This is a genomic window from Niveispirillum cyanobacteriorum, assembly GCF_002868735.1.
Classification (GTDB): domain Bacteria; phylum Pseudomonadota; class Alphaproteobacteria; order Azospirillales; family Azospirillaceae; genus Niveispirillum; species Niveispirillum cyanobacteriorum.
In genome coordinates this window covers 1,396,523-1,415,047 of the sequence record NZ_CP025611.1, presented here as the reverse complement: position 1 = coordinate 1,415,047, position 18,525 = coordinate 1,396,523, and the positions used below count along the sequence as shown (strand labels likewise).

Below are 18,525 nucleotides of genomic sequence, written 5' to 3'. Positions count from 1 at the left end.
CGGGGCTTCTCATTATTGGCAGAGGCCGAGCCTTACTCAGCGGCGGTCTGAACCAGGGCCGGCTGCACGTTCAGCTGACGGGCCACCTTGCCGAACAGCTCGATCGCGGTATCGATTTGCTTGGTCGTGTGGGCGGCGCTCACGCTGGTGCGCAGCAGGGACTGGCTGTTCGGGGTGGCCGGCGGCAGGGCGAGGTTCAGATACAGACCCTCCTCCAGCAGGCGGTTCCAGAAGGTGATCGCCAGCTCGATCGAAGGCAGGGAAACCGCCACGATCGGATTCACATCGGGACCGACCTGGAAGCCCTTGTTCCGCAGGCCCTCATACAGGCGCTTGGAATTGGCCATCAGCTTGGTGCGCAGGCCCGGCTCTTCCTGCATCCGCTCCAGCGAGCGCAGGCAGGTGGCGATGACCGACGGGGGCAGGGAGGCCGTGAACATGTAGGGACGGCAGGCGACCCGCAGCACGTCAAAGTCCGGCAGGTCGGAGACGCAGAAGCCGCCGACGGCGCCCAGGCTCTTGGAGAAGGTGCCGACGATGAAGTCGACATCATCCTCAACGCCCACTTCCTGCGCCAGACCACGGCCGGTCTCACCCAGCACGCCCATGGAATGGGCCTCATCCACCAGCAGGTAGACGCCATTCTCGCGCTTAACCTGAGCGAATTCCTTCAGCGGCGCGACATCGCCCAGCATCGAATAGATGCCTTCGACCACCACCAGCTTGTTGCCAGGATGGTCGGCGACGCGGCGCAGACGCTTGTTCAGATCTTCCGGATCGTTGTGACGGAAGCGGATGACCTGGGCAGGGGTCATCTTGGCCGCGTCATAGATGCTGGCATGGCTGTCGCTATCCAGGAACAGCAAATCATCCTTGCCCACAAGGGTGGAGATGATGCCCAGGTTCGCCTGATAGCCGGTCGTGAAGACCATGCAGTTTTCACGGCCATAGAACTTTGCCAGTTCACGCTCCAGCGCGGCATGCCCGTCGTAGCTGCCATTGGCGATGCGCGAGCCGGTAGTGCCAGTACCAAACGACTTCAGCGCTTCGACGCCCTTGTCGATGCAGCTCTGGTCGAAGGTCAGGCCCAGATAGTTGTTGGTGCCGAGCAGGATCGTGCGGCGACCGTTCAGCATGCCCTCTGTGGGGGAGAGCATGGCGTCGAACTTTACCGTGAACGGGTCACGGCCGGCGCCGGCAATGCGGTGATAATGCTCGCGGAGCTTGGTGTACTTGGCAAGGATCGTCATTTCTCAGGCGTGCCCCCGGAGTTCCGATATGGTCCTGGCCAGGTCGCCGATGGTTTCGACTTCCGCGATCCGTTCCATCGGGATCGAGACATCGAACTTATCCTCGAGCACCATCACGAAATCCATGACAGCCAGGCTATCCAGGCCGAGATCACGCGTGATGCTGGTCTCCGTCGTGACGGTGACCGGCGTTGGCAAGGTCTTGACCAGGGCGGCGATGATGGTTTCGACGATGTCGTTGACGTCGGTAGTCATTAAAGCGCCCCGGAAGTCTTTCAGAATAGGTTATTGCAGTAGCTAACAGACCGGTGCCCCCCGGCCTCTGTCCTAAAAAGCGTCACTTTCCGGTAAGGTAATTGCAACGCCGAAGGATGCAAGAGCAAACCACAAAACGCATGGATCACCTGTGACAGATGACACAGCGCAGGGTAAATTCGCAACAGTTTGGAGCGAACTTTGTTCAAATCGCTAGATCCAGCGATGCTCCCGATACCATTTTGCCGCACCCGCGAACCCTTCGCGCAGCCCGACCCGGGGTTTCCAGAGCGATTCAGGCGGCATTTGTTGCGACGCGACAGACCAGTCGGGATGGGTGATTTCCCGCGTCTTCGGCAGGGTCAGCATTACCGCCTTGCCGGTCACGGCGGCGGTAATGCTGCCGGCCAGTCCGATGGCCCGCAGGATCGGGACAGGGACCCGGACACGGGCCGCGCGTTGGCCAACCGCATCCGCCGCGCAATCCAGCAGCGTGGTCCAGTCATAGCCGGCGGCGACCCCGTCACACAGGGCAAATTCCTGCCCCTGTGGCCCGCCAGGGATGGCTAGGGCGGCGATGGCGTCGGCGGCATCTTCCACCTGCACCATGGCAAGCCGCGCATCGGCCCCGCCCAGAACGGGCACGACAGGCCCCGCCGCCGCCTTGAACAGCGACAGGGTTTCACGGTCCCAGGGGCCATAGATGGCGGGCGGCCGGATGACGCACCAATCAGTTCCGCCATAGGCTGCCAATGCGGCCACCTCGCCCGCCCGCTTGCTGGCGGCATAGTGGGACAGGTGCGGCTGCGTCGCGGCCTGGCTGGAGATCAGCAGCAGTCGGGCGCCGGGGGCGTGGGTGGCGACGGCACGGCCGATGGCGGCCGACCCGCCCTCGTTGACGGCGAAGAACTGTGCCCGGTCCCTGGCCTTGATCAGGCCCGCACTATGGATGACGACATCGGCCCCGGTGACCAGCCTTGCCAGGGCTGCATCATCACACAGATCGCCGAGTACCAGTTCGGGCCGGACATCGTCTAGCAGCGGATGCACCGGGTCCTGACGCACCAGCATGCGGACGGCAAAACCGGCGCGGTGCAGGGCCGCCACGATGTAGCGGCCTAGAAAGCCCGTGCCACCCGTGATGGCGGCGACCTTCATAATCAGGCGGACAGCATGGCGTTGGCGCCGAACTCACCAGCCAGCAGCATCTGCCGTGCCTTGGTGCGCGACAGCTTGCCGGACGAGGTCTGGGGCAGGGAGTGGGTGGGCACCAGCACCACCTTCACCTCCAGCCCGTGGGCGGCGCGCAGCACGCCCTGCACCTGCGCTGCCAGGGCGGCGCGGGCCTCTTCCTGGGTCGGACGGCACTGGACCAGCACCACCACCTGTTCCCCGCCGTCACCATCGACCGAGAAGGCAACGACGTCGCCGCTGCGCAGGCTGTCGATGGAATGTTCGGCGGACCATTCCAGGTCCTGCGGCCAGATGTTGCGGCCGTTGACCAGGATCAGGTCCTTGGCCCGGCCCGTGATGACAATCTGACCATCGCAGATGTAACCGAGGTCGCCCGTGTCCAGCCAGCCATCGGCGGATAGGACAGCCGCCGTCTCCTCCGGCCGGTTGAAATAATCGCGCATCAGCGAGGGGCCGCGGGCAAACAGGCGGCCCACCTGCTTTTCACCCAGCACCTTGCCATCGGGATCGCGCACTTCGATCTGGTGGCCCGGCAGGACGGGGCCGTTCAGCACGAATTCACGCTCACGCTCCGTCTGGGGGCCGGGCGGCACGGCGACCGCGTCGCCCTCCAGCCGGTCCAGATCGACCCGATCAGTGACCAGCCCAACGCCAAGCGGGGCGAAGGACAGGGCCAGCGACGCCTCTGCCATGCCGTAGGAGGGGACCAGGGCGCCGGCGCTGAACCCGCGCGGGGCGAAGGTTTCCGCGAACTTGCGCAGCACGCGCGGGCGCACCATGTCACCGCCAATGCCGGCACCGCGCCAGGTGGACAGGTCGATCCCTTCGGTCGAGGCCGTCTCCGCGCGCCGGGCCGCCAGCTCATACCCGAAGCTGGGGCTGTAGGAGAGCGTGCCACCATTGCGGGTGATCAGGTTCAGCCACAGGAGCGGACGGCGGGCAAATTCGCGGGTCGGCAGATAGTCGATGGAAACCTGACAGACCAGCGGGGTCAGCAGGAACCCGACCAGCCCCATGTCATGATAGAGCGGCAGCCAGGAAACGCAGCGATCCGCCGCCGTGATCTTCAGCCCATGATGGGTGATGGCATAGGCATTGGCCATCAGGGCACGCTGCGTCACGGCCACGCCCAGGGGGAAGCGCGTGCTGCCGGACGAGAATTGCAGGTAGCAGAGATCGTCCGGCCCGACGGTCGGCAGTTCGATCCCCGCCCCATCGACATCGTCGAACACGGAAAGTGTGCCCACCGCCTTCATGTCCAGTCCATCGGCGGCGGCCTTCACCCAGTCGGCCAGCGACGCGGGCGACAGGACGGCGGAGGCATCGGCCCCCTGCATCATGCGCCGGATATGTTCGATATAGGCATCCTTGCCACCGAATGCTGCCGGCAGGGGCAGGGGGGCGGGAACAAGGCCCGCGAACTGGCATGCGGTAAAGGCGCGCATGAAGTCGCCATCGCTCTCAGCGATGATGGCGACGCGGTCGCCCTTCGTCAGCCCCTTGGCCAGCATCTTCCGGGCCAGCGCCACGCCCTGTTCATACATCTGCGCATAGGGTAGGGCCTCTGTCAGTTCACCCTTGCCGGAATAGAAATTCAGGCCGGTTTCCCCGCGCGACGCGTATTCAATCGCTTCCGGAACCGTGGCGAAATCAGCCAGGCGGGAGGCGAGCGCATGCTTGGAAGGAGTGGGGCTGACCATGGCGTACTGTTCCGAACAAGGGGGCGTGAGGCCCGAAGCGAAGGATTGAATTCCGTTCACAGCGTGAAACGGCAAAAGCGTACCCCCAACATATGGAGGCCCGTCCATGCCGGCTCATACCAGAGCGGGAGGTTTCGGGCAATCAGCGCGGATGTAGGGGCACCCTTTCCGCCTGTCAAATGGAGCGGGACAGCCATTCCGCCAGCAGCGTGGCGTTATGCCGTCCTGGATTATTAACCGACAGGTCGAAATTTGCGGCAAAAGCGTGTTCCTGTACTGCCCGCCATTGCTCATGCCTGGCGAAAGCATCGTCCAGATGCATCAGCAGATCATCAAGCGTGTCCAGCACAGGCCCGAAGGTCCAGAATCGGTAATTGGCGTTTTCGTGCCAAGCAACGGCATGGGCGTTCAGGAACACGCATGGACGTGGCTTGCACAGGAACTCATAGACCTGACTGCTGACATCCCCGAGGTAGAGGTCTGCGGCCATTGTGTAGGTCATATCGCAACTGGCATCACTGCCCAGGTCAATATGAATATGATCAAGGCCCTGGAATCGCTGAAAGGTCGCCAGTTTGCCCGGCGTCACCGGGTCGAACAGCCGCATATGTGGCGCGAAAATCAGGTTGTACCGGTCCTGACGGGCCATGATCTCCAGAACCGTCATGCCAAAGCGTGGCCACGACCCCAGTGTTGCGGAGAAGTGCGGGTTGTAGAGGATGGTGGGCCGGCCATTGCCGAACAGGGGGAGGCGTTTGCCCGCCAGCCGGTTGACGGCGTCGAACTTCGCATAGGCTGAAACCGCATAGCGGTTCGCCGTCAGATATCCCGCCTCCACCAGGCGCTGCGCACTTTTCGGGCTGGGGATCAGGTTAAAGTCGAACTTGGCAACGCGGGGGTCAAAGGTGACGTCCCGATCACCGGCGCCATGTTCGGTGTTGATGAATTTGGGCCGCCTGACACCGAACCAGCGCAGCAAGAGGCTGGTCTTGTCCGTCGACACCAGCGCGTCATAGCTATTCAGCATCCGGCGGTTATGGAACAGCGACCATGCCTTGGGGGGCACTGGGAGAGCACGGAACCGACGGTAAACACGAATGCCCAGCGGCTGCGGTAATAGGCACAGAGTGACTCTGGCGCCGGGATAAAGCGGGATGAATTGCTGGATGTAATCCAAGTGGTCGTGGCTGGGGGCCAGGATGTCCACCTGCCAGTCCGGGCGTAGGATGGACAGTTCCAGCGCCATGGGCAGGGAATGCAGGATCTGGTGACTCTGACTGTTGTAGAGAAACCCGATCCTCATGCCTTGTTCCGCTCCTCCGCCATCCGCTGTCGGAACCAGCGCACCACGGGCACCAGAAACGCGACAAGCACCAGGATGGCGGAGAACATGCGGGCCCAGCCGGCGCCAATCAAGCCAAACCAGTGGATGCAGGCCAGAAGGATCGGGATGTAGACCGCCGTAGTCCAGATGCGCACCATCAGTGCTTTGTGCGCCTCACCTGCCGAAACCATGACGGGTTCCAGCGGGAAGGACCAGATACCGACCACGGCGGCGGCCACCAGCCACATCATGACGGGCCAGGCGGGCACGAACTCCTCCCCCACGATCAGCCGCAGGCCGATTTCCCCAATGAACCAGCAGATGACCAGCGCCAGCATGGCGCCGGCCCCGGCCAGCAGGGCCGAACGTTGGATCAGAGATCGCATCTCCCCGAACTGCCGCGCCTCGATCATGCGCGACAATTCGGGGTAAATGGCGGGGATCAGCAGCTTGGCAGGCTTGGCCAGAGCTTCCCCTAATTGCCGGGCGATGCGGAACAGGGCGGCGTCGCGTGGGCCCAGCATCCAGCCGACGGCCAGCGTGCCGATATGGGTATAGGCCAGTTCCAGGGTGGAGGAGAGGTTGGTGGACCAGACGAAGCTCCACACCCCGTCGAATCCATGGCTCATCGGCTTGCCATCGCCACGCCAGCTATACCCGTCCAGCAAACCGCGCTTGCGCAGTTCCGACCAGCCCTTGGCGATGAGATAGATACCGGCGACGGCGGTTGCGATGTACCAGGCCACGAGGAAGGCCACGATGCCGCCGCCCATCACCCAAGCGATGCCGCCGCCCACCATGCGGATGATGGCCCCCAGCGTGCTTTGCACCGACAGGATGTCGAACCGGTCGATCAGGCGCAGGATGCCCGTGGGCGTGGCCTGCACCATAAACAGGACCGATGTGACATAGATCAGGGCCGCCGGCATCAGTTCCGCCGGCCAGTCGAAGGACGGGCCCAACGCCCAGGCAACGGCCACAGACAGGAATGTGCCGGCGATTGCACTCCACCCGTCCAGGTGTGCTGTGAAACGCAGCAGACGCTGGAAATCACCGATCCGCCCATCGTTCAGCGCGGGGGTGCCGTAACGCAGGACAGCCTGCCAGCTCTGGAATTTGGCGATCTCACCGATGGTCTGGGTGAAGGTGTGGATCAGGACCAGGATGCCGAACTGTTCCACCCCCAGCGCGCGTGCGGCGATGGCCAGTCCCGCCAAGCCGGCAATAGCGTTCACCGTCTTGCCGCCCAGCAGGATGCCGGCATTGGCAAACAGACGGCGCAGGCGGTCATCGCCAAACCAGGATGTGAGGGGAGAACGGAACGTCTTACGGGCCACGTGTCGAGCTGTCTGAAATGGGTATGCCCTGCCCATTTAGCAGCAGGCCGCTCATCCGCATAGGCCATGCATGACGGGATAGACGAATTGCAGCGTTGGCAATGGCGCCCTGTCCTGTGACTGTGATCACTTTACGGGGGACGGATGCGGCCTACATGAACAAGGTTCGCGTGCCGCCCGCCGAATATCCGTTGCTGTTGAGGCCCTGCCCATGTCGCGTTTGTCCGCCACCCATCTGCTGCACCGCACCGCGCTGGCCACCGCGCTGGCCCTTGCTGTTACGGCTGTGCCGGTTGCGGCGCAGGATAACGCAGCGGCACCGTCGCCCGCCTTGAACGTGGATAACGCAGCCTTGGTGGCCGCTGGTCCCGCCGAGGATGTGAATGACCCGCTGGAGCCGGTGAACCGGGCCATCTTCTGGGTCAATGAGGGGCTGGATGTCGTGATCATCCGCCCGGCGGCGAAGGTCTACCGCACCGTCCTGCCGACGCCGGTGCAGAAGGGCGTGCGCAATGTCCTGCGCAATCTGCGCTCCCCCCTGGATCTGACGAACCAGCTTTTGCAGGGCGACTGGCATGGGGCGGGCGATGTCCTGCGGCGCTTCACCATCAACACGACCATCGGCCTTGGTGGTCTGATGGATGTGGCTGCCGACCATGGCATGCCTTACGAATATGAAAGCCTGGATCAGACGCTGGCCGTCTGGGGCATTCCGGAGGGGCCGTATCTGGTGCTGCCGCTGCTGGGCCCGTCATCGGTGCGCGACGCCACCGGCTTTGTGGGTGAGTATTTCGCCGATCCGGTGTCGAACTATGCCAGCAACACCGATCAAGACTGGATCACCCTGACCCGTGGCACCCTGACGGCGCTGGATACGCGGGCCGAATATATCGAGGCGCTGGACGATGTGAAGCGCAACAGCTTCGACTATTACGCCTCCATGCGTTCACTTTACCGTCAGCGGCGCGACGGCTGGATTCGCGACGGCAAGCCCGATGTGGAGCAGATGCCGGATATTCCCGACTACGAGTAAAGGTCTGCTGGCTGGCCGTCAGGCCAGCCATTTCTGTACGACATCGACCAGATTGCGCAGGCTGAGCAGCATGATGACCACGGCAACGAGGATCATCATGGGCTTGTCGGGCAGCTTCTGCGTCACCATCGCCGCAAACGGTGCGGCGATGACGCCACCGATGATCAGGCCCAGGATGGCGGGCCAAAGCTCCAGCCCGATGGTGAAGATGAAGGTGAAGGACACCGTCATCGTCACGAAGAATTCAGCCAGATTGGTCGAGCCGATGGCGTAGCGCGGCTGCGTGCCGCCGCCGATCAGGGTGCTGGCCACCATCGGGCCCCAGCCGCCACCGCCAATCGCATCCAGGAAACCGCCGCCCAGACCCAGACCCGCGACCTTGCGCGTTGATAGCTCATGTGGCGGCGGTGGGTGCAGCGCCTTCCACAGGATCAGGCCACCCATGGCCAGAAGATAGACGGCCACCACGGGCCGGATGACATCGCCATCGATCCCCGACAGCACATAGGCACCCAGCGCACCACCCAGCATGCCGGGAAGTGCCAGCCGCCAGACAAGATCAAGGCGGACATTCTTACGTCGCCAATGGGCAAAGCCGGAGGCACCGGTCGTGAACATTTCCGCCACATGCACACTGGCGCTGGCCGTGGCCGGGGGCACGCCCATCGACATCATGACGCTGCTGGCCGTCACGCCATAGGCCATGCCGATGGCTCCATCCACCATCTGGGCGGCAAAGCCGACCGCGATGAAAAGCAGGATGTCTTCGATCATCGGTGTCCTTCCGAAGGGCGGCGTGGGCTGCCTTTGTGCGGGAAAAATCTGGTCAGGTCAAAGCCGGCGCCACAAAGTGGCCAGCCATTCCTGCCGGTGACGGGGTAGTCCTTCGGGCCGGCGCCAATCGGCCAGCAGGGTGAACCCGGCCCGCTTCGCCGCGGCTTTCCAGCTTTGCGGGCGGCGAAAGGCAAGATAGCGGCCATCGGCGGCCATGCCTTCCATGCCATCGCCGGTCGGATCGCAGGCATAGAAAACACCACCGGACCGCAGCCAGTTCCCGACCCGGCCCAGAATGTGCGGAAGGGCGAATTCCGGCAGGTGGAAGAACAGATGATGGGCCCATATCCCGTCAAACGAATGATCCATCCACGGGGCGGGATCGGTGGAAAGAAGGTCCAACACATGCACCGCGCACCCAGTCTGCTGTGTGGCGATCGCGGCCAGGGCGGGGCTGCCGTCAGCCCCGATTGCCATGGCACCTGCATCCCGGAAGCCGGCAAGGTCTCGCCCGGCACCGCATCCCAGGTCCAGAATGGCGGGCGCTTGCTTATCGATGGCCGACAGGAACCGGTGCCGGGCACCGACGCTGTCATGATCGGCCAAGTGATCGGCATAAAGCGCAGCATGCGCGCTGTAATGGGCAAGCGTAGGGTTCGCTGCCCGACCGCTCACCGGATCGCCCCCATCCGCTTCAGCTTCCACAGGATGCCGGGCGCGGACAGGATCGGATGGCGCCGCTGCCATGGTGTCAGTTCCAGCCGCACCCCGGAATGGCGGTGCAGCTTCCACAGCAGGTAATCGACCCCGCCGGTGAAGGTGAACGCGGCCTTCACCAGCCGGGCGATGTTCAGCACCTTGCCGAACCGTCCGCGCCAGGCCCAGGCGCTGGCCGCCCTTGCCCGTTCAGCCGGCGAAAGCAGCAGGTGCAGGCGACCATCGGGCCATTCCTCAAACGGAACCCGTGCCGATGCCCAGGCGGGGGACAGCATGGCGGCATAGCGGTCGGCGGCGTGGTCCACGATGCTGACCCCGCGCGATGCCTTCTCCACCCGCAGTTCGGCACTATAGGTGGCCTTGAACAGGGCCTCCCAGTAATCGCGTGCTGTACCCTCGGCGGGACCCAGCAATGCCGCCCAGCGGGTGGCGGTCGTGACCGCCTGTGTCACAGCGGCGCGAACCTGCTGTCGGGCGGCTGGGTCGCGGGCATGGGCGAGCATCACAGGTTGGGTGAAGCGGGCCCAGATGGTGGTGTCGATGCCATCAAACCGGGTGCTGCGGGCGAACTGGTCTATACCCATCACGGCGACCTTGGCGCGCAGGGTGTGGCCCTGCCACGGCACTTCCCAATATTCCACGCTGGGCGGCAGCAGACGGGTAGCGGCGGCCAAAGGGCGGCTGTCGCGCCAACCGGTCAAGCTGTCGACCAGCACATAGAAATCCAGCAGCCCCTCCACGTCACCCGTGCGCAGGTTGGAGCCATAGAACAGAACCGTCGCGACATTATCCCCCCCATGCGCCACAAGCGCCGCCACCAAGGCGGCGGCAGGGGCGGGCAGGGGCATGTCCCATTCCTGATCAATCAGGGTAGAAAGCGGGTCGGTCACGGCTGAATGAAGGTGATGCTGTCGGTAGCCGACAGGATGACACGGCCCGCCGGGTAAGTCTCCCCATCCATGATCAGGGGACGGGTCAGGCGCAGCTCAATACGTTCCGCCCCGCCGGAACGGTACGCACCGGCCTGGCGCATGCTCGCGCTGGGCCGTCCCGTCATCAGGCGGGGCAGGGCACCCAGCAGGCCAGGCGGGTTGGCCGCCACATCCAGATAGCGCAGGGGACGCGGGCCATGATCCCAGAAGGGCCACAGGCCCATGATCAATTTGTCGAGCGTCGTTGCCAGGAACAGGAAGCGGTTGCCGTCCAGCGCCGGATCGTCATCCACCGTTGCGCCGAAATCCTCCCCCGCCAGCCAGCCATGGCTATCATTGCCGATCAGCGCCCGGCCCAGCACGCCTGCCATGGTCAATACCACGGCGATCTCCTGCGTGAAGCCAGCCTTATGAATGGCGGCATTGGCAAGGTCGGTGCCGCGCGTGAAGGCGCCGGCCCCCATAAACATGCCCCGCACCGGCCCATGTTCCCCGTCAGGCCAGTGCAACGAAAGGATCGGCCGCTGCGTGGTGCGGGTGCCCAGCGTCCCCTCGTGTGCGGCACGCACCAGTCCGGCCAGCCCCCGCGGGCCATAACCGGTGGTGCCGACATCGGCGGCGATCAGGTTGGTCTTGCCCGCCGCCAGGATGGCCAGCGCGGGGCTTGCGTCGCTATAGGCATAGGGAAGGGCGGTCAGCACCTCCCGCACGGTCCCGTCGCCGCCATCGACGGCGATTATATCCACGCCAGCCTGGGCGAAGCCGCGCAGGGATTGCACCAGCTTTTCCGGCGTATCGGGGGAGGCTACATGGCCCCCGAACAGGCGCGCAGCATCGGCGGGCAGGCCGCTGCCGCCCGCCTTGTTCCGGTGGCTGAACGGATTACGGATAATACCGGGACGCGCCATGATGGATCAGGCGGACAGATAGGAAGTGATGGGGCCCTTCTTGGACGCTTGCTCGGCCTGAACGATCTGCGCCATATGCACGCCGAAGCAGGCGACGATCCAGAAGATCACCAGTGCCATACCGATATCCGGGCGGCCCAGCAGCGTGGCCAGCGTCAGGATCACCAGATTGGGGTTACGCCGCGCCGTGATCAGTCGGAAGAAGCTATCGAACGGCCGCCAGGTGTGCATGTCGATCTTGAAACGCTTGATGAAGTAGCCTTCCTGCAAACGCTGCGACACGTAACCGGCCCAGATGACGACCAGGGCGAAGATTTCCCCACCCGGCATGGTGAAACCCGCTGCTGACAGGCCCGCGACCCAGGCCCACCACCAGAAGGGCGGGTGGACCAGATCGATGCCGTGGTCGAAGATATTGCCCCATTTGCTGCTGGTCAGTGTCACGCGCGCCAGCTTGCCATCGACCGTGTCCAGGAAGGTCATGACCCAGCCGGCGGCAAGGCCCGGCAGGTAATGGCCTTCCGCAAACAGCCAGAGCGCCAGCAGCATCAGCACGGCGCCGATACCGGTGACCATGTTGGGTGTCATACCCAGCACGGCGCAGAGCTTGGTCACGTGCCGGGCCGGCAGCGGCCAGACATATTTGGTGATGACGTCGGTAACGCCCTTATAGCTGCCCGCGAACATGCGCTGTTCGATCTTGGGCAGTGCCTCTGGCGTCAGGCGCAGCAGGAACGGGGTTTCGCGCTTGCGCAGGGCGTGATTATAGGAGGAAGAGAGATCGTCCGGCACCAGGACGCGCAGCCGGGCCGCCAGATCGGCAGGCACGATTCGGCTGCTGTTCAGCATCTCCGCCACCTCGGCGGCATCCTCGGCGGATACATGTGCCGCCACAGGCTCCTGATTGCGGCTGTCGACCAGGATGGTGCCGGGCCGCTTGGCCAGATCACGGACCAGCACCTCGTCAAACACCCAGTCCGTGCGCAACAGCAGTTGTGAACGGCCTTGATCCAGCCCGTCCCAAGCCCGGACCTCCGTCACACCACTGCGCACGCATTGGCGGCGCAGGCGTTCGGCGGAACTCATGCCCCACAGGCGGACAGGATTGTCGCCGATGGTGGCGGCCATGGGCGGGGCGGTTTCAGCGGCGTGATTGTCGGCGGACAAGGCGTGAACCATGATCAGATGGATTTGTTGATGGTCTACATACTCCCTGACGCGGGCTTTGCCTATCGCCTGTAAGGCATTGTAGCTTGGCTTTCATGCAGCCCTTCCGCTTTGCCCACCTATCCGACCCGCATCTGCCGCTGGAACCTGACCGTCCGAAAGGGTTGGAGTGGCTGTCCAAGCGTACATTGTCCTATCAGTCATGGCAGCGTAAACGCCGCCATGCCCACACGCCCACCATGCTGGCCGCTATTGTTGGCGACATCCGGGCGCAGGGCGTGGACCATTGGGTCGTGACGGGCGACATCGCTAACATCTCCTTGGCCGGCGAATTTCAGCGCGGTGCTGTCTGGCTGCACGGGTTGGGTGCGGGGCAGGATGTGTCCTACGTGCCCGGCAATCATGACGCCATGGTGCATGTGCCATTCGCCGATGGCCTGGGCCTTTGGGCCGACTACATGACAGGCGATGGGCAAGGGGGAGTGGCATTCCCCTATTTGCGGCAGCGTGGGTCCGTGGCCTTCATCGGTGCCAATTCCGGTGTGCCGACCAAGCCGCTGCTGGCGCAGGGGGCGCTGGGCCGCGAACAGATGGAACGGCTGGGTGATCTGCTTGCCGATGCCGGGCGGCGCGGGCTGTTCCGGGTGCTGATGGTACATCATCCCGTGGCCGATGGTGTGGTGTCGGGACGCAAGGGGTTGACCGACCGGCGGGAGTTGCGTGACCTCCTGTCGCGGACAGGGGCGGAAATGCTGCTGCACGGTCATGCCCATGTTGCCAACCTGTCGATGATCAAGGGGCCCAAGGGCCCGATCCCCAGTCTGACGGTGCCGTCGGCGTCGGCCATTGGTTATCGCCATGACATGCCTGGCCGCTGGCACCTTGTGACGGTGGACACAGACGGCCCCGACTGGCGGGTGCAGGTGGAAGTGCGGGGCGTGGAACGCCGCGATGGGCCGGTCACGGCCTTGGGCGGCTGGACGCTTCGGCTGCCTGCCGCGTTATAGGCCTTGGGGCGGATACGGGCACGTCACCGGATAATGGTGGTTCCGGTCCCCTCTGTTCCGCACTAAAGTGCCTGTCTCTTTCGTTCTCCAGAGTGCCGCGCCCCATGACACAGCCCAATGCCACCATGCTGAAATTCGGCCATCCGGCCAGCGTTGTGGCGGATACGGCCCTGTGGTCGGTACAGGTACGGCCGCAGCAACCGGCCCTGGGCTCCCTTGTTCTGGTCTGCAAGGAGCCGGCGACCGCCTTTGGGCAGTTGACGCCGGCGGCGTTCGCAGGGCTGCAGGAGGTGGTGGCGCGGGTGGAGAGTGTGCTGACCCGGTTCACCGCCTATCAGAAGATCAACTACCTGATGCTGATGATGGTGGACCCCGACGTGCATTTCCATGTCATCCCCCGCTATGAAGGCGCGCGGGACTATCTCGGCGTCAGCTTCCCCGATGCCGGCTGGCCCGGCCCGCCGGCGCTGGGCCAGGCGGTGGCGCTGGATGCCGATATGCTGGCGGCGCTGACCGCCGATCTGAAGGCATTGTGGGTGGATGTGACGTGAACGGTTCGCCGCTGCCGTCAGAACGGCAATATCAGCTTCACTCCACGCGGCTGATCGACCGCTATATCCTGACCGAGACGCTGAAGCCGTTGTTCGCGTCGCTCCTGGTCGTGCTGGTGGCGCTGCTGATGGAACGGCTGCTGCGGCTGTTCGACCTGCTGGCCAATCATGGCGGGCCGTTCGACATGGTCATCCGGCTGGTCGCCAATCTGGTGCCGCATTATCTGGGTCTGGCCCTGCCGGCGGCGTTCTTTATCTCCATGTTCATCATCGTCGCCCGGATGGGGGAGGATAATGAACTGGACGCGTTGCAGTCGGCCGGCCTGTCCGTGCCGCGCATCGCCCGGTCCTTCCTGGGTCTGGGTGTGGCCCTGATGGTGTTTTCCATCATCCTGTTCGGCTATCTCCAGCCCTATGGTCGTTATGGCTACAGCGCCATTTATCACATGGTAGTCAATGCGGCCTGGGACGCGACGGTGCCGCAAGCCACTTTTGTCGATGCCGGCGAAGGCGTCACCATCTCCGCCGATATGGTGGACCCGACGGGGCGCCGTCTGGAAAAGGTGTTTGTGCAGCAGGACCGCGACAATGGCGAGAAGTGGGTGACCACAGCCGTCACCGGCGCCCTGGCCGCCACACCCGACCGGCAGCGTGTGCTGGTTACCCTGCATGACGGGGTGCAGGTGCGCGTGCTTCCGGATGGCCGCCGGCAGGTGATGGAGTTCGGGGAAATGACACTGGATAAGCCATTCCGGCTGGTCACCGAACCGTTTCGCGAACGTGGCGGCAGCGAGCGTGAACTGACCTTGCATGAGCTATGGTCGGAAATGCACGACCCGCAGTCGATCCTGCCTTTCAACAAGGTGCGGTCGGAACTGCATGCGCGGCTGGCCCGGTCACTGTCATTGCCGCTGCTGCCCCTGCTGGCCGTGCCGATGGGTATGGCGGCGAAGCGGGCGCGGCGCGGGCAGGGGATCGCGTTGGCGACCCTGATCCTGATCATCTACCATCATCTGATCCAGCTGGGTGAAAGCCTGGGTGATGTTGGACGCCTGCCGCCCAGCATCGGCATCTGGGTGCCGTTCGGCCTGTTTTGCCTGCTGTGCGGCTGGTTGTTCCACCGCGCCGATGTGCGGCCGGGAGAAAATCCGTTCGCGGCCATGTTCGATACCATCGACACCGCGACAAGCTTCGTTGGCCGTCTGTTCAAGCGCCGGAAAAAGAAGGCGGTGGGGGCCAAGCCATGAACCGCAGCACCATCACCCGTTATCTGACCCGCACCTTCCTGGTTCGCGTCCTGTCGGTTCTGTTCGCGCTGTCGGCACTGTTGCAACTGCTCGACCTATTGGACGCCGCGTCTACGGTTCTGGAGCGTGGGCTGGGCGGCGGGGGCCTCGTCTATTACACGATGATCCGCCTGCCGATGGTGATGGAAAGGGTGGTGCCACTGGCGGTGCTGATCGGCTCGCTGTCCACGCTTTGGACCTTTGCGTCAACGAATGAGATCGTGGCCATGCGGTCGGTCGGCATGACGCCATACCAGATCATGGGCGCGCTGCTGCCGGCGGCATTGGTCATCTCCATCGCCCATTTCATCATGGCCGATCAGGTGGCCCCGCGCTGCGAACGCGCGTTCGTCAGCTGGTGGACCGCGACGGAACTGCCCTCGGAAAAGAAGGATGATGATCCAGTGAAGCCGGTCTGGTTCCGGCTGGGCGATCATGTCGTGCGCATCGCCAGTATTTCCGACGATGGCAAGCATATCGAGGGCGTGGAGATGGTCACCCGCGACGCGGACGGCAAGGCGACGGGCCTGATGTCGGCGGTCAGCGGCGATCATGGCCCCGATGGCTGGCAGCTGTCGGGCGTGGTCCAGACCGAGATCGGGGAGCCGCTGCGCGTGACGCAGAGTGATAAGGCGCGCTGGGACGTGGATCTTTCACCCAACAATATGATCGACCTGCGCAAGCCGCCGGAGAACATTCCCTTCAACCGGCTGCTGCGCATCGTGCGGGGGAACTGGGCTGGCGGCGAAAGCCCCACCTACTATGCCACCCGGCTGCATTCCACCTATGCGGCCCCGCTGGCATCGCTGGTCATGCTGTTGCTTGCCGCACCCGTCGCCCATGGCATGCGCCGGCGCGGTGGGGCCATGGGCAGTCTGGCGCTGGGCACCGTCATCGGCCTGATTTTCCTGCTATCCTCGGGCATTCTCAGCTCCATGGGGCAGGCGGGTGCCTTGCCGCCGGTGATGGCGGTTTGGTCCCCGCTGATCCTGTTCGCTGCGATCGGCGGGGCCATCATGGTCTATGTGGAAGGATAGGGCGATACGGTGTCGCATTGCGGCATCGCCCTTGAAGACCGGTCCTTTGGGGCCTAATTTGACGCCACGGTTAACGGGCTGGATGGCCCGTTTGATGATTTAGGAAAGGGTAGGGGCATGTGGGGCGATGCCTGGCGCGGCCGCAGCTATGACCTCGGCAAGATGAACCTGCGGGAATTGGCTTTTGCCTATTCCACATATCCGGCCATCCAGGCCTACGCGGCGCTGGCGCTTGCCTCTGCCGTGCTAGCGGTGATCTGGACGGAGAATTGGGGGCTGATGGCCCTGACCGTGCTGGTCGCGACATTCATCTATCCGATGGCCTGGTACCTGATCCACCGATTCATCCTGCATGGCCGCTGGCTGTACCGGATGAAATGGTCCGCCGCCCTGTGGAAGCGTATCCATTTCGACCATCACCAGGATCCGCATAAGCTGGAGGTGCTGTTCGGCAGCTTGGCCAACACCCTGCCCACCATCGCCTTGGTGACGGTGCCTGTCGGCTACCTGATCGATGGTAAGGCGGCGGCGGCGACGGCGCTGGCTACCGGCCTGTTCACCACCTGCATCTATGAATTCTTCCACTGCATCCAGCACCTAAACTACAAGCCGACCTGGAACTGGGTGGCGCGGATCAAGCAGCTGCACCTCTATCACCACTTCCACAACGAGGACGGCAATTTCGGGATCATCTCCTATGGTCCCGACATGCTGCTGGGTACCTTCTACCGCGAAGCCAAGCAGAAGCCGCGCAGCCCGACAGTGTTCAACCTGGGCTATGATGTGGAAGAGGCGGCGCGTTATCCCTGGGTGATGGAACTGACCGGATCGCCGCCGCGTGATCGGCCGCCGCGCCCGCCCGCATCGGGCAATAGCGACGGTGTGAAGGCTGCATCTTGAGCGGCGGCCAGGGCGGGGACGCCGGCATCCGTATCGAACAGGTCGAACCCGGTTCCAAGGGCGTTGACCGCTTCATCGCCCTGCCATACCGGCTGCATCAGGGCGACCCTAATTGGGTTCCTCCCTTGTTCATGGAGCGGCAGGAAACCCTGTCGCCCAAGACCAACCCCTATTTCCTGCATGCCGACGTCATGTATTTCCTGGCGTTGCGCGGGGCTCGGGTGGTTGGTCGCATCTCTGCCCAGATTGACCGATCTGGCCTCGACATCCGCAAGGACGCCACCGGCCATTTCGGCCTGCTGGCGGCGGAGGATGATCAGGCGGTTGTTGACGCCTTGTTTGAAGCCGCCGCCGATTGGCTGCGCGCAAAGGGCATGGTCCACATGGTCGGCCCCTTCAACCTGTCGATCAATGAGGAGACTGGTTTGCTGGTCGATGGTTGGGACCGTCCGCCCATGCTGATGATGGGCCATGACCTGGCATATCTGGGACCGCGGATCGAGGCGGCGGGCCTGGTCAAGGCCAAGGATGTCTACGCCTATCTTTATGACATTGAGCAGGATTTGCCGGCTGGTGTGCGGCAGATGATCGACCGCCCCCTTCCGGCCAATCTGCGTCTGCGGATGTTGGACATGAAGCGGTATGAGGAGGATCTGGGCCATGTCACCAGCATCTTCAACAATGCCTGGTCCGGCAACTGGGGCTTTGTGCCGCTGTCAGAGGCCGAGACCAAGCAGATGGCGAAATCGCTGAAGCTGCTGATCAACCCCAAGCTGGCCTGGATCGCCGAGGTTGACGACAAGCCCGTGGCTTTCGGCGTCTGCTTGCCCAACCTGAACGAAGCGATTGCGGACCTGGGCGGCAAACTGTTCCCATTCGGCATCATCAAGTTGCTGTGGCGGTTGAAGGTGGCGGGCGTGAAGACGGCGCGTGTTCCCCTGATGGGGGTGCGGCGTGACGTGGGCGGCTGGTTGCAGGCCATTCTGCCCTTTCTGGTGGTCGACCGGATGCGCCTTGAAGCGCGCAAGCTGGGTTATGAATGGATTGAGCTGTCCTGGATCCTGGAAGACAACCGGCCCATGCGCCGCATGATCGAGGCTATCGGCTCCGAACGGTACAAGACCTATCGCCTTTATGAGCGTGCGCTGTGACG

General features: G+C 63.8%; 18 protein-coding genes. 7 read left to right on the top strand and 11 right to left on the bottom strand.

Translation table 11 applies throughout. The features are described 5' to 3' along the window. Nucleotides 1-32: 32 nt before the first annotated feature. The 6 genes from spt to C0V82_RS06310 form a co-directional block, all read right to left on the bottom strand. Nucleotides 33-1,250: a serine palmitoyltransferase gene (gene spt, locus C0V82_RS06335; RefSeq protein ID WP_102111600.1), complete on the bottom strand. Its 1,218-nt coding sequence runs from the start codon at nucleotides 1,248-1,250 to the stop codon at nucleotides 33-35. Between the two features lie 3 nt (nucleotides 1,251-1,253). Continuing rightward, nucleotides 1,254-1,505 carry an acyl carrier protein gene (locus C0V82_RS06330; protein WP_054167148.1) on the bottom strand — a complete coding sequence of 84 codons (252 nt, stop codon included), beginning with the start codon at nucleotides 1,503-1,505 and terminating at the stop codon, nucleotides 1,254-1,256. Between the two features lie 213 nt (nucleotides 1,506-1,718). Next, nucleotides 1,719-2,663, bottom strand: a complete 945-nt coding sequence (locus C0V82_RS06325; protein WP_102111599.1) for an NAD-dependent epimerase/dehydratase family protein — start codon at nucleotides 2,661-2,663, stop codon at nucleotides 1,719-1,721. A gap of 2 nt (nucleotides 2,664-2,665) precedes the next feature. Further along, nucleotides 2,666-4,399: a fatty acyl-AMP ligase gene (locus C0V82_RS06320; RefSeq protein ID WP_102111598.1), complete on the bottom strand. Its 1,734-nt coding sequence runs from the start codon at nucleotides 4,397-4,399 to the stop codon at nucleotides 2,666-2,668. Nucleotides 4,400-4,574: 175 nt separating this feature from the next. Next, on the bottom strand, nucleotides 4,575-5,702 hold the full coding sequence (locus tag C0V82_RS06315; protein ID WP_102111597.1) for a hypothetical protein: 1,128 nt from the start codon (nucleotides 5,700-5,702) through the stop codon (nucleotides 4,575-4,577). Continuing rightward, entirely contained in the window at nucleotides 5,699-7,060 is a 1,362-nt protein-coding gene (locus C0V82_RS06310) for a lipopolysaccharide biosynthesis protein (RefSeq protein WP_158659768.1), read from the bottom strand. The genes C0V82_RS06315 and C0V82_RS06310 overlap by 4 nt, the downstream gene beginning before the upstream one ends. Before the next feature lie 211 nt (nucleotides 7,061-7,271). Here C0V82_RS06310 and C0V82_RS06305 point away from each other — a divergent pair, with 211 nt between their 5' ends. After that, a complete protein-coding gene (locus C0V82_RS06305; RefSeq protein WP_102111595.1) occupies nucleotides 7,272-8,093 on the top strand; it encodes an MlaA family lipoprotein in 822 nt (273 codons plus the stop codon). A gap of 18 nt (nucleotides 8,094-8,111) precedes the next feature. On the opposite strand, the gene C0V82_RS06300 is transcribed toward C0V82_RS06305, so the two are convergent. Genes C0V82_RS06300 through C0V82_RS06280 form a run of 5 tightly spaced genes read right to left on the bottom strand, consistent with a single transcriptional unit; the run spans nucleotide 8,112 to nucleotide 12,591 of the window. After that, a complete protein-coding gene (locus tag C0V82_RS06300; protein ID WP_054167153.1) occupies nucleotides 8,112-8,867 on the bottom strand; it encodes a sulfite exporter TauE/SafE family protein in 756 nt (251 codons plus the stop codon). A gap of 57 nt (nucleotides 8,868-8,924) precedes the next feature. Then, nucleotides 8,925-9,542, bottom strand: coding sequence for a class I SAM-dependent methyltransferase (locus C0V82_RS06295; protein WP_158659767.1), 618 nt, complete (start codon nucleotides 9,540-9,542; stop codon nucleotides 8,925-8,927). After that, nucleotides 9,539-10,432, bottom strand: coding sequence for a hypothetical protein (locus C0V82_RS06290; RefSeq protein ID WP_102113284.1), 894 nt, complete (start codon nucleotides 10,430-10,432; stop codon nucleotides 9,539-9,541). The genes C0V82_RS06295 and C0V82_RS06290 overlap by 4 nt, the downstream gene beginning before the upstream one ends. A gap of 38 nt (nucleotides 10,433-10,470) precedes the next feature. Continuing rightward, entirely contained in the window at nucleotides 10,471-11,424 is a 954-nt protein-coding gene (locus tag C0V82_RS06285) for a diacylglycerol/lipid kinase family protein (RefSeq protein WP_102111593.1), read from the bottom strand. A gap of 6 nt (nucleotides 11,425-11,430) precedes the next feature. Beyond that, complete coding sequence (locus tag C0V82_RS06280; protein WP_245924181.1) at nucleotides 11,431-12,591, bottom strand: CDP-alcohol phosphatidyltransferase family protein; 1,161 nt, start codon at nucleotides 12,589-12,591, stop codon at nucleotides 11,431-11,433. A gap of 95 nt (nucleotides 12,592-12,686) precedes the next feature. Between C0V82_RS06280 and C0V82_RS06275 the strand changes: the two genes are divergently transcribed. From C0V82_RS06275 to C0V82_RS06250, 6 genes are all read left to right on the top strand, one after another. Next, the gene (locus C0V82_RS06275) at nucleotides 12,687-13,598 is read left to right on the top strand and encodes a metallophosphoesterase family protein (RefSeq protein ID WP_102111592.1); all 912 of its coding nucleotides are present in this window, start codon (nucleotides 12,687-12,689) and stop codon (nucleotides 13,596-13,598) included. A 104-nt stretch (nucleotides 13,599-13,702) separates the two neighbouring features. Beyond that, complete coding sequence (locus C0V82_RS06270; RefSeq protein WP_102111591.1) at nucleotides 13,703-14,149, top strand: HIT family protein; 447 nt, start codon at nucleotides 13,703-13,705, stop codon at nucleotides 14,147-14,149. Next, nucleotides 14,146-15,396, top strand: a complete 1,251-nt coding sequence (locus tag C0V82_RS06265; protein ID WP_158659766.1) for an LptF/LptG family permease — start codon at nucleotides 14,146-14,148, stop codon at nucleotides 15,394-15,396. Before C0V82_RS06270 ends, C0V82_RS06265 begins: the two co-directional genes overlap by 4 nt. After that, nucleotides 15,393-16,472: an LPS export ABC transporter permease LptG gene (lptG, locus tag C0V82_RS06260; RefSeq protein WP_102111589.1), complete on the top strand. Its 1,080-nt coding sequence runs from the start codon at nucleotides 15,393-15,395 to the stop codon at nucleotides 16,470-16,472. Before C0V82_RS06265 ends, lptG begins: the two co-directional genes overlap by 4 nt. Before the next feature lie 117 nt (nucleotides 16,473-16,589). Continuing rightward, a complete protein-coding gene (locus tag C0V82_RS06255; RefSeq protein WP_245924180.1) occupies nucleotides 16,590-17,372 on the top strand; it encodes a sterol desaturase family protein in 783 nt (260 codons plus the stop codon). Next, a complete protein-coding gene (locus C0V82_RS06250) occupies nucleotides 17,369-18,523 on the top strand; it encodes a dATP pyrophosphohydrolase (protein WP_245924179.1) in 1,155 nt (384 codons plus the stop codon). Before C0V82_RS06255 ends, C0V82_RS06250 begins: the two co-directional genes overlap by 4 nt. Nucleotides 18,524-18,525 lie beyond the last annotated feature (2 nt).

Excerpts from the sequence above, each read along its gene's own strand:
- spt (WP_102111600.1), bottom strand. The coding sequence starts at position 1,250 with ATGACGATCCTTGCCAAGTACACCAAGCTCCGCGAGCATTATCACCGC.
- C0V82_RS06330 (WP_054167148.1), bottom strand. The coding sequence starts at position 1,505 with ATGACTACCGACGTCAACGACATCGTCGAAACCATCATCGCCGCCCTG.
- C0V82_RS06325 (WP_102111599.1), bottom strand. The coding sequence starts at position 2,663 with ATGAAGGTCGCCGCCATCACGGGTGGCACGGGCTTTCTAGGCCGCTAC.
- C0V82_RS06320 (WP_102111598.1), bottom strand. The coding sequence starts at position 4,399 with ATGGTCAGCCCCACTCCTTCCAAGCATGCGCTCGCCTCCCGCCTGGCT.
- C0V82_RS06315 (WP_102111597.1), bottom strand. The coding sequence starts at position 5,702 with ATGAGGATCGGGTTTCTCTACAACAGTCAGAGTCACCAGATCCTGCAT.
- C0V82_RS06305 (WP_102111595.1), top strand. The coding sequence starts at position 7,272 with ATGTCGCGTTTGTCCGCCACCCATCTGCTGCACCGCACCGCGCTGGCC.
- C0V82_RS06300 (WP_054167153.1), bottom strand. The coding sequence starts at position 8,867 with ATGATCGAAGACATCCTGCTTTTCATCGCGGTCGGCTTTGCCGCCCAG.
- C0V82_RS06290 (WP_102113284.1), bottom strand. The coding sequence starts at position 10,432 with ATGCCCCTGCCCGCCCCTGCCGCCGCCTTGGTGGCGGCGCTTGTGGCG.
- C0V82_RS06285 (WP_102111593.1), bottom strand. The coding sequence starts at position 11,424 with ATGGCGCGTCCCGGTATTATCCGTAATCCGTTCAGCCACCGGAACAAG.
- C0V82_RS06275 (WP_102111592.1), top strand. The coding sequence starts at position 12,687 with ATGCAGCCCTTCCGCTTTGCCCACCTATCCGACCCGCATCTGCCGCTG.
- C0V82_RS06270 (WP_102111591.1), top strand. The coding sequence starts at position 13,703 with ATGACACAGCCCAATGCCACCATGCTGAAATTCGGCCATCCGGCCAGC.
- lptG (WP_102111589.1), top strand. The coding sequence starts at position 15,393 with ATGAACCGCAGCACCATCACCCGTTATCTGACCCGCACCTTCCTGGTT.
- C0V82_RS06255 (WP_245924180.1), top strand. The coding sequence starts at position 16,590 with ATGTGGGGCGATGCCTGGCGCGGCCGCAGCTATGACCTCGGCAAGATG.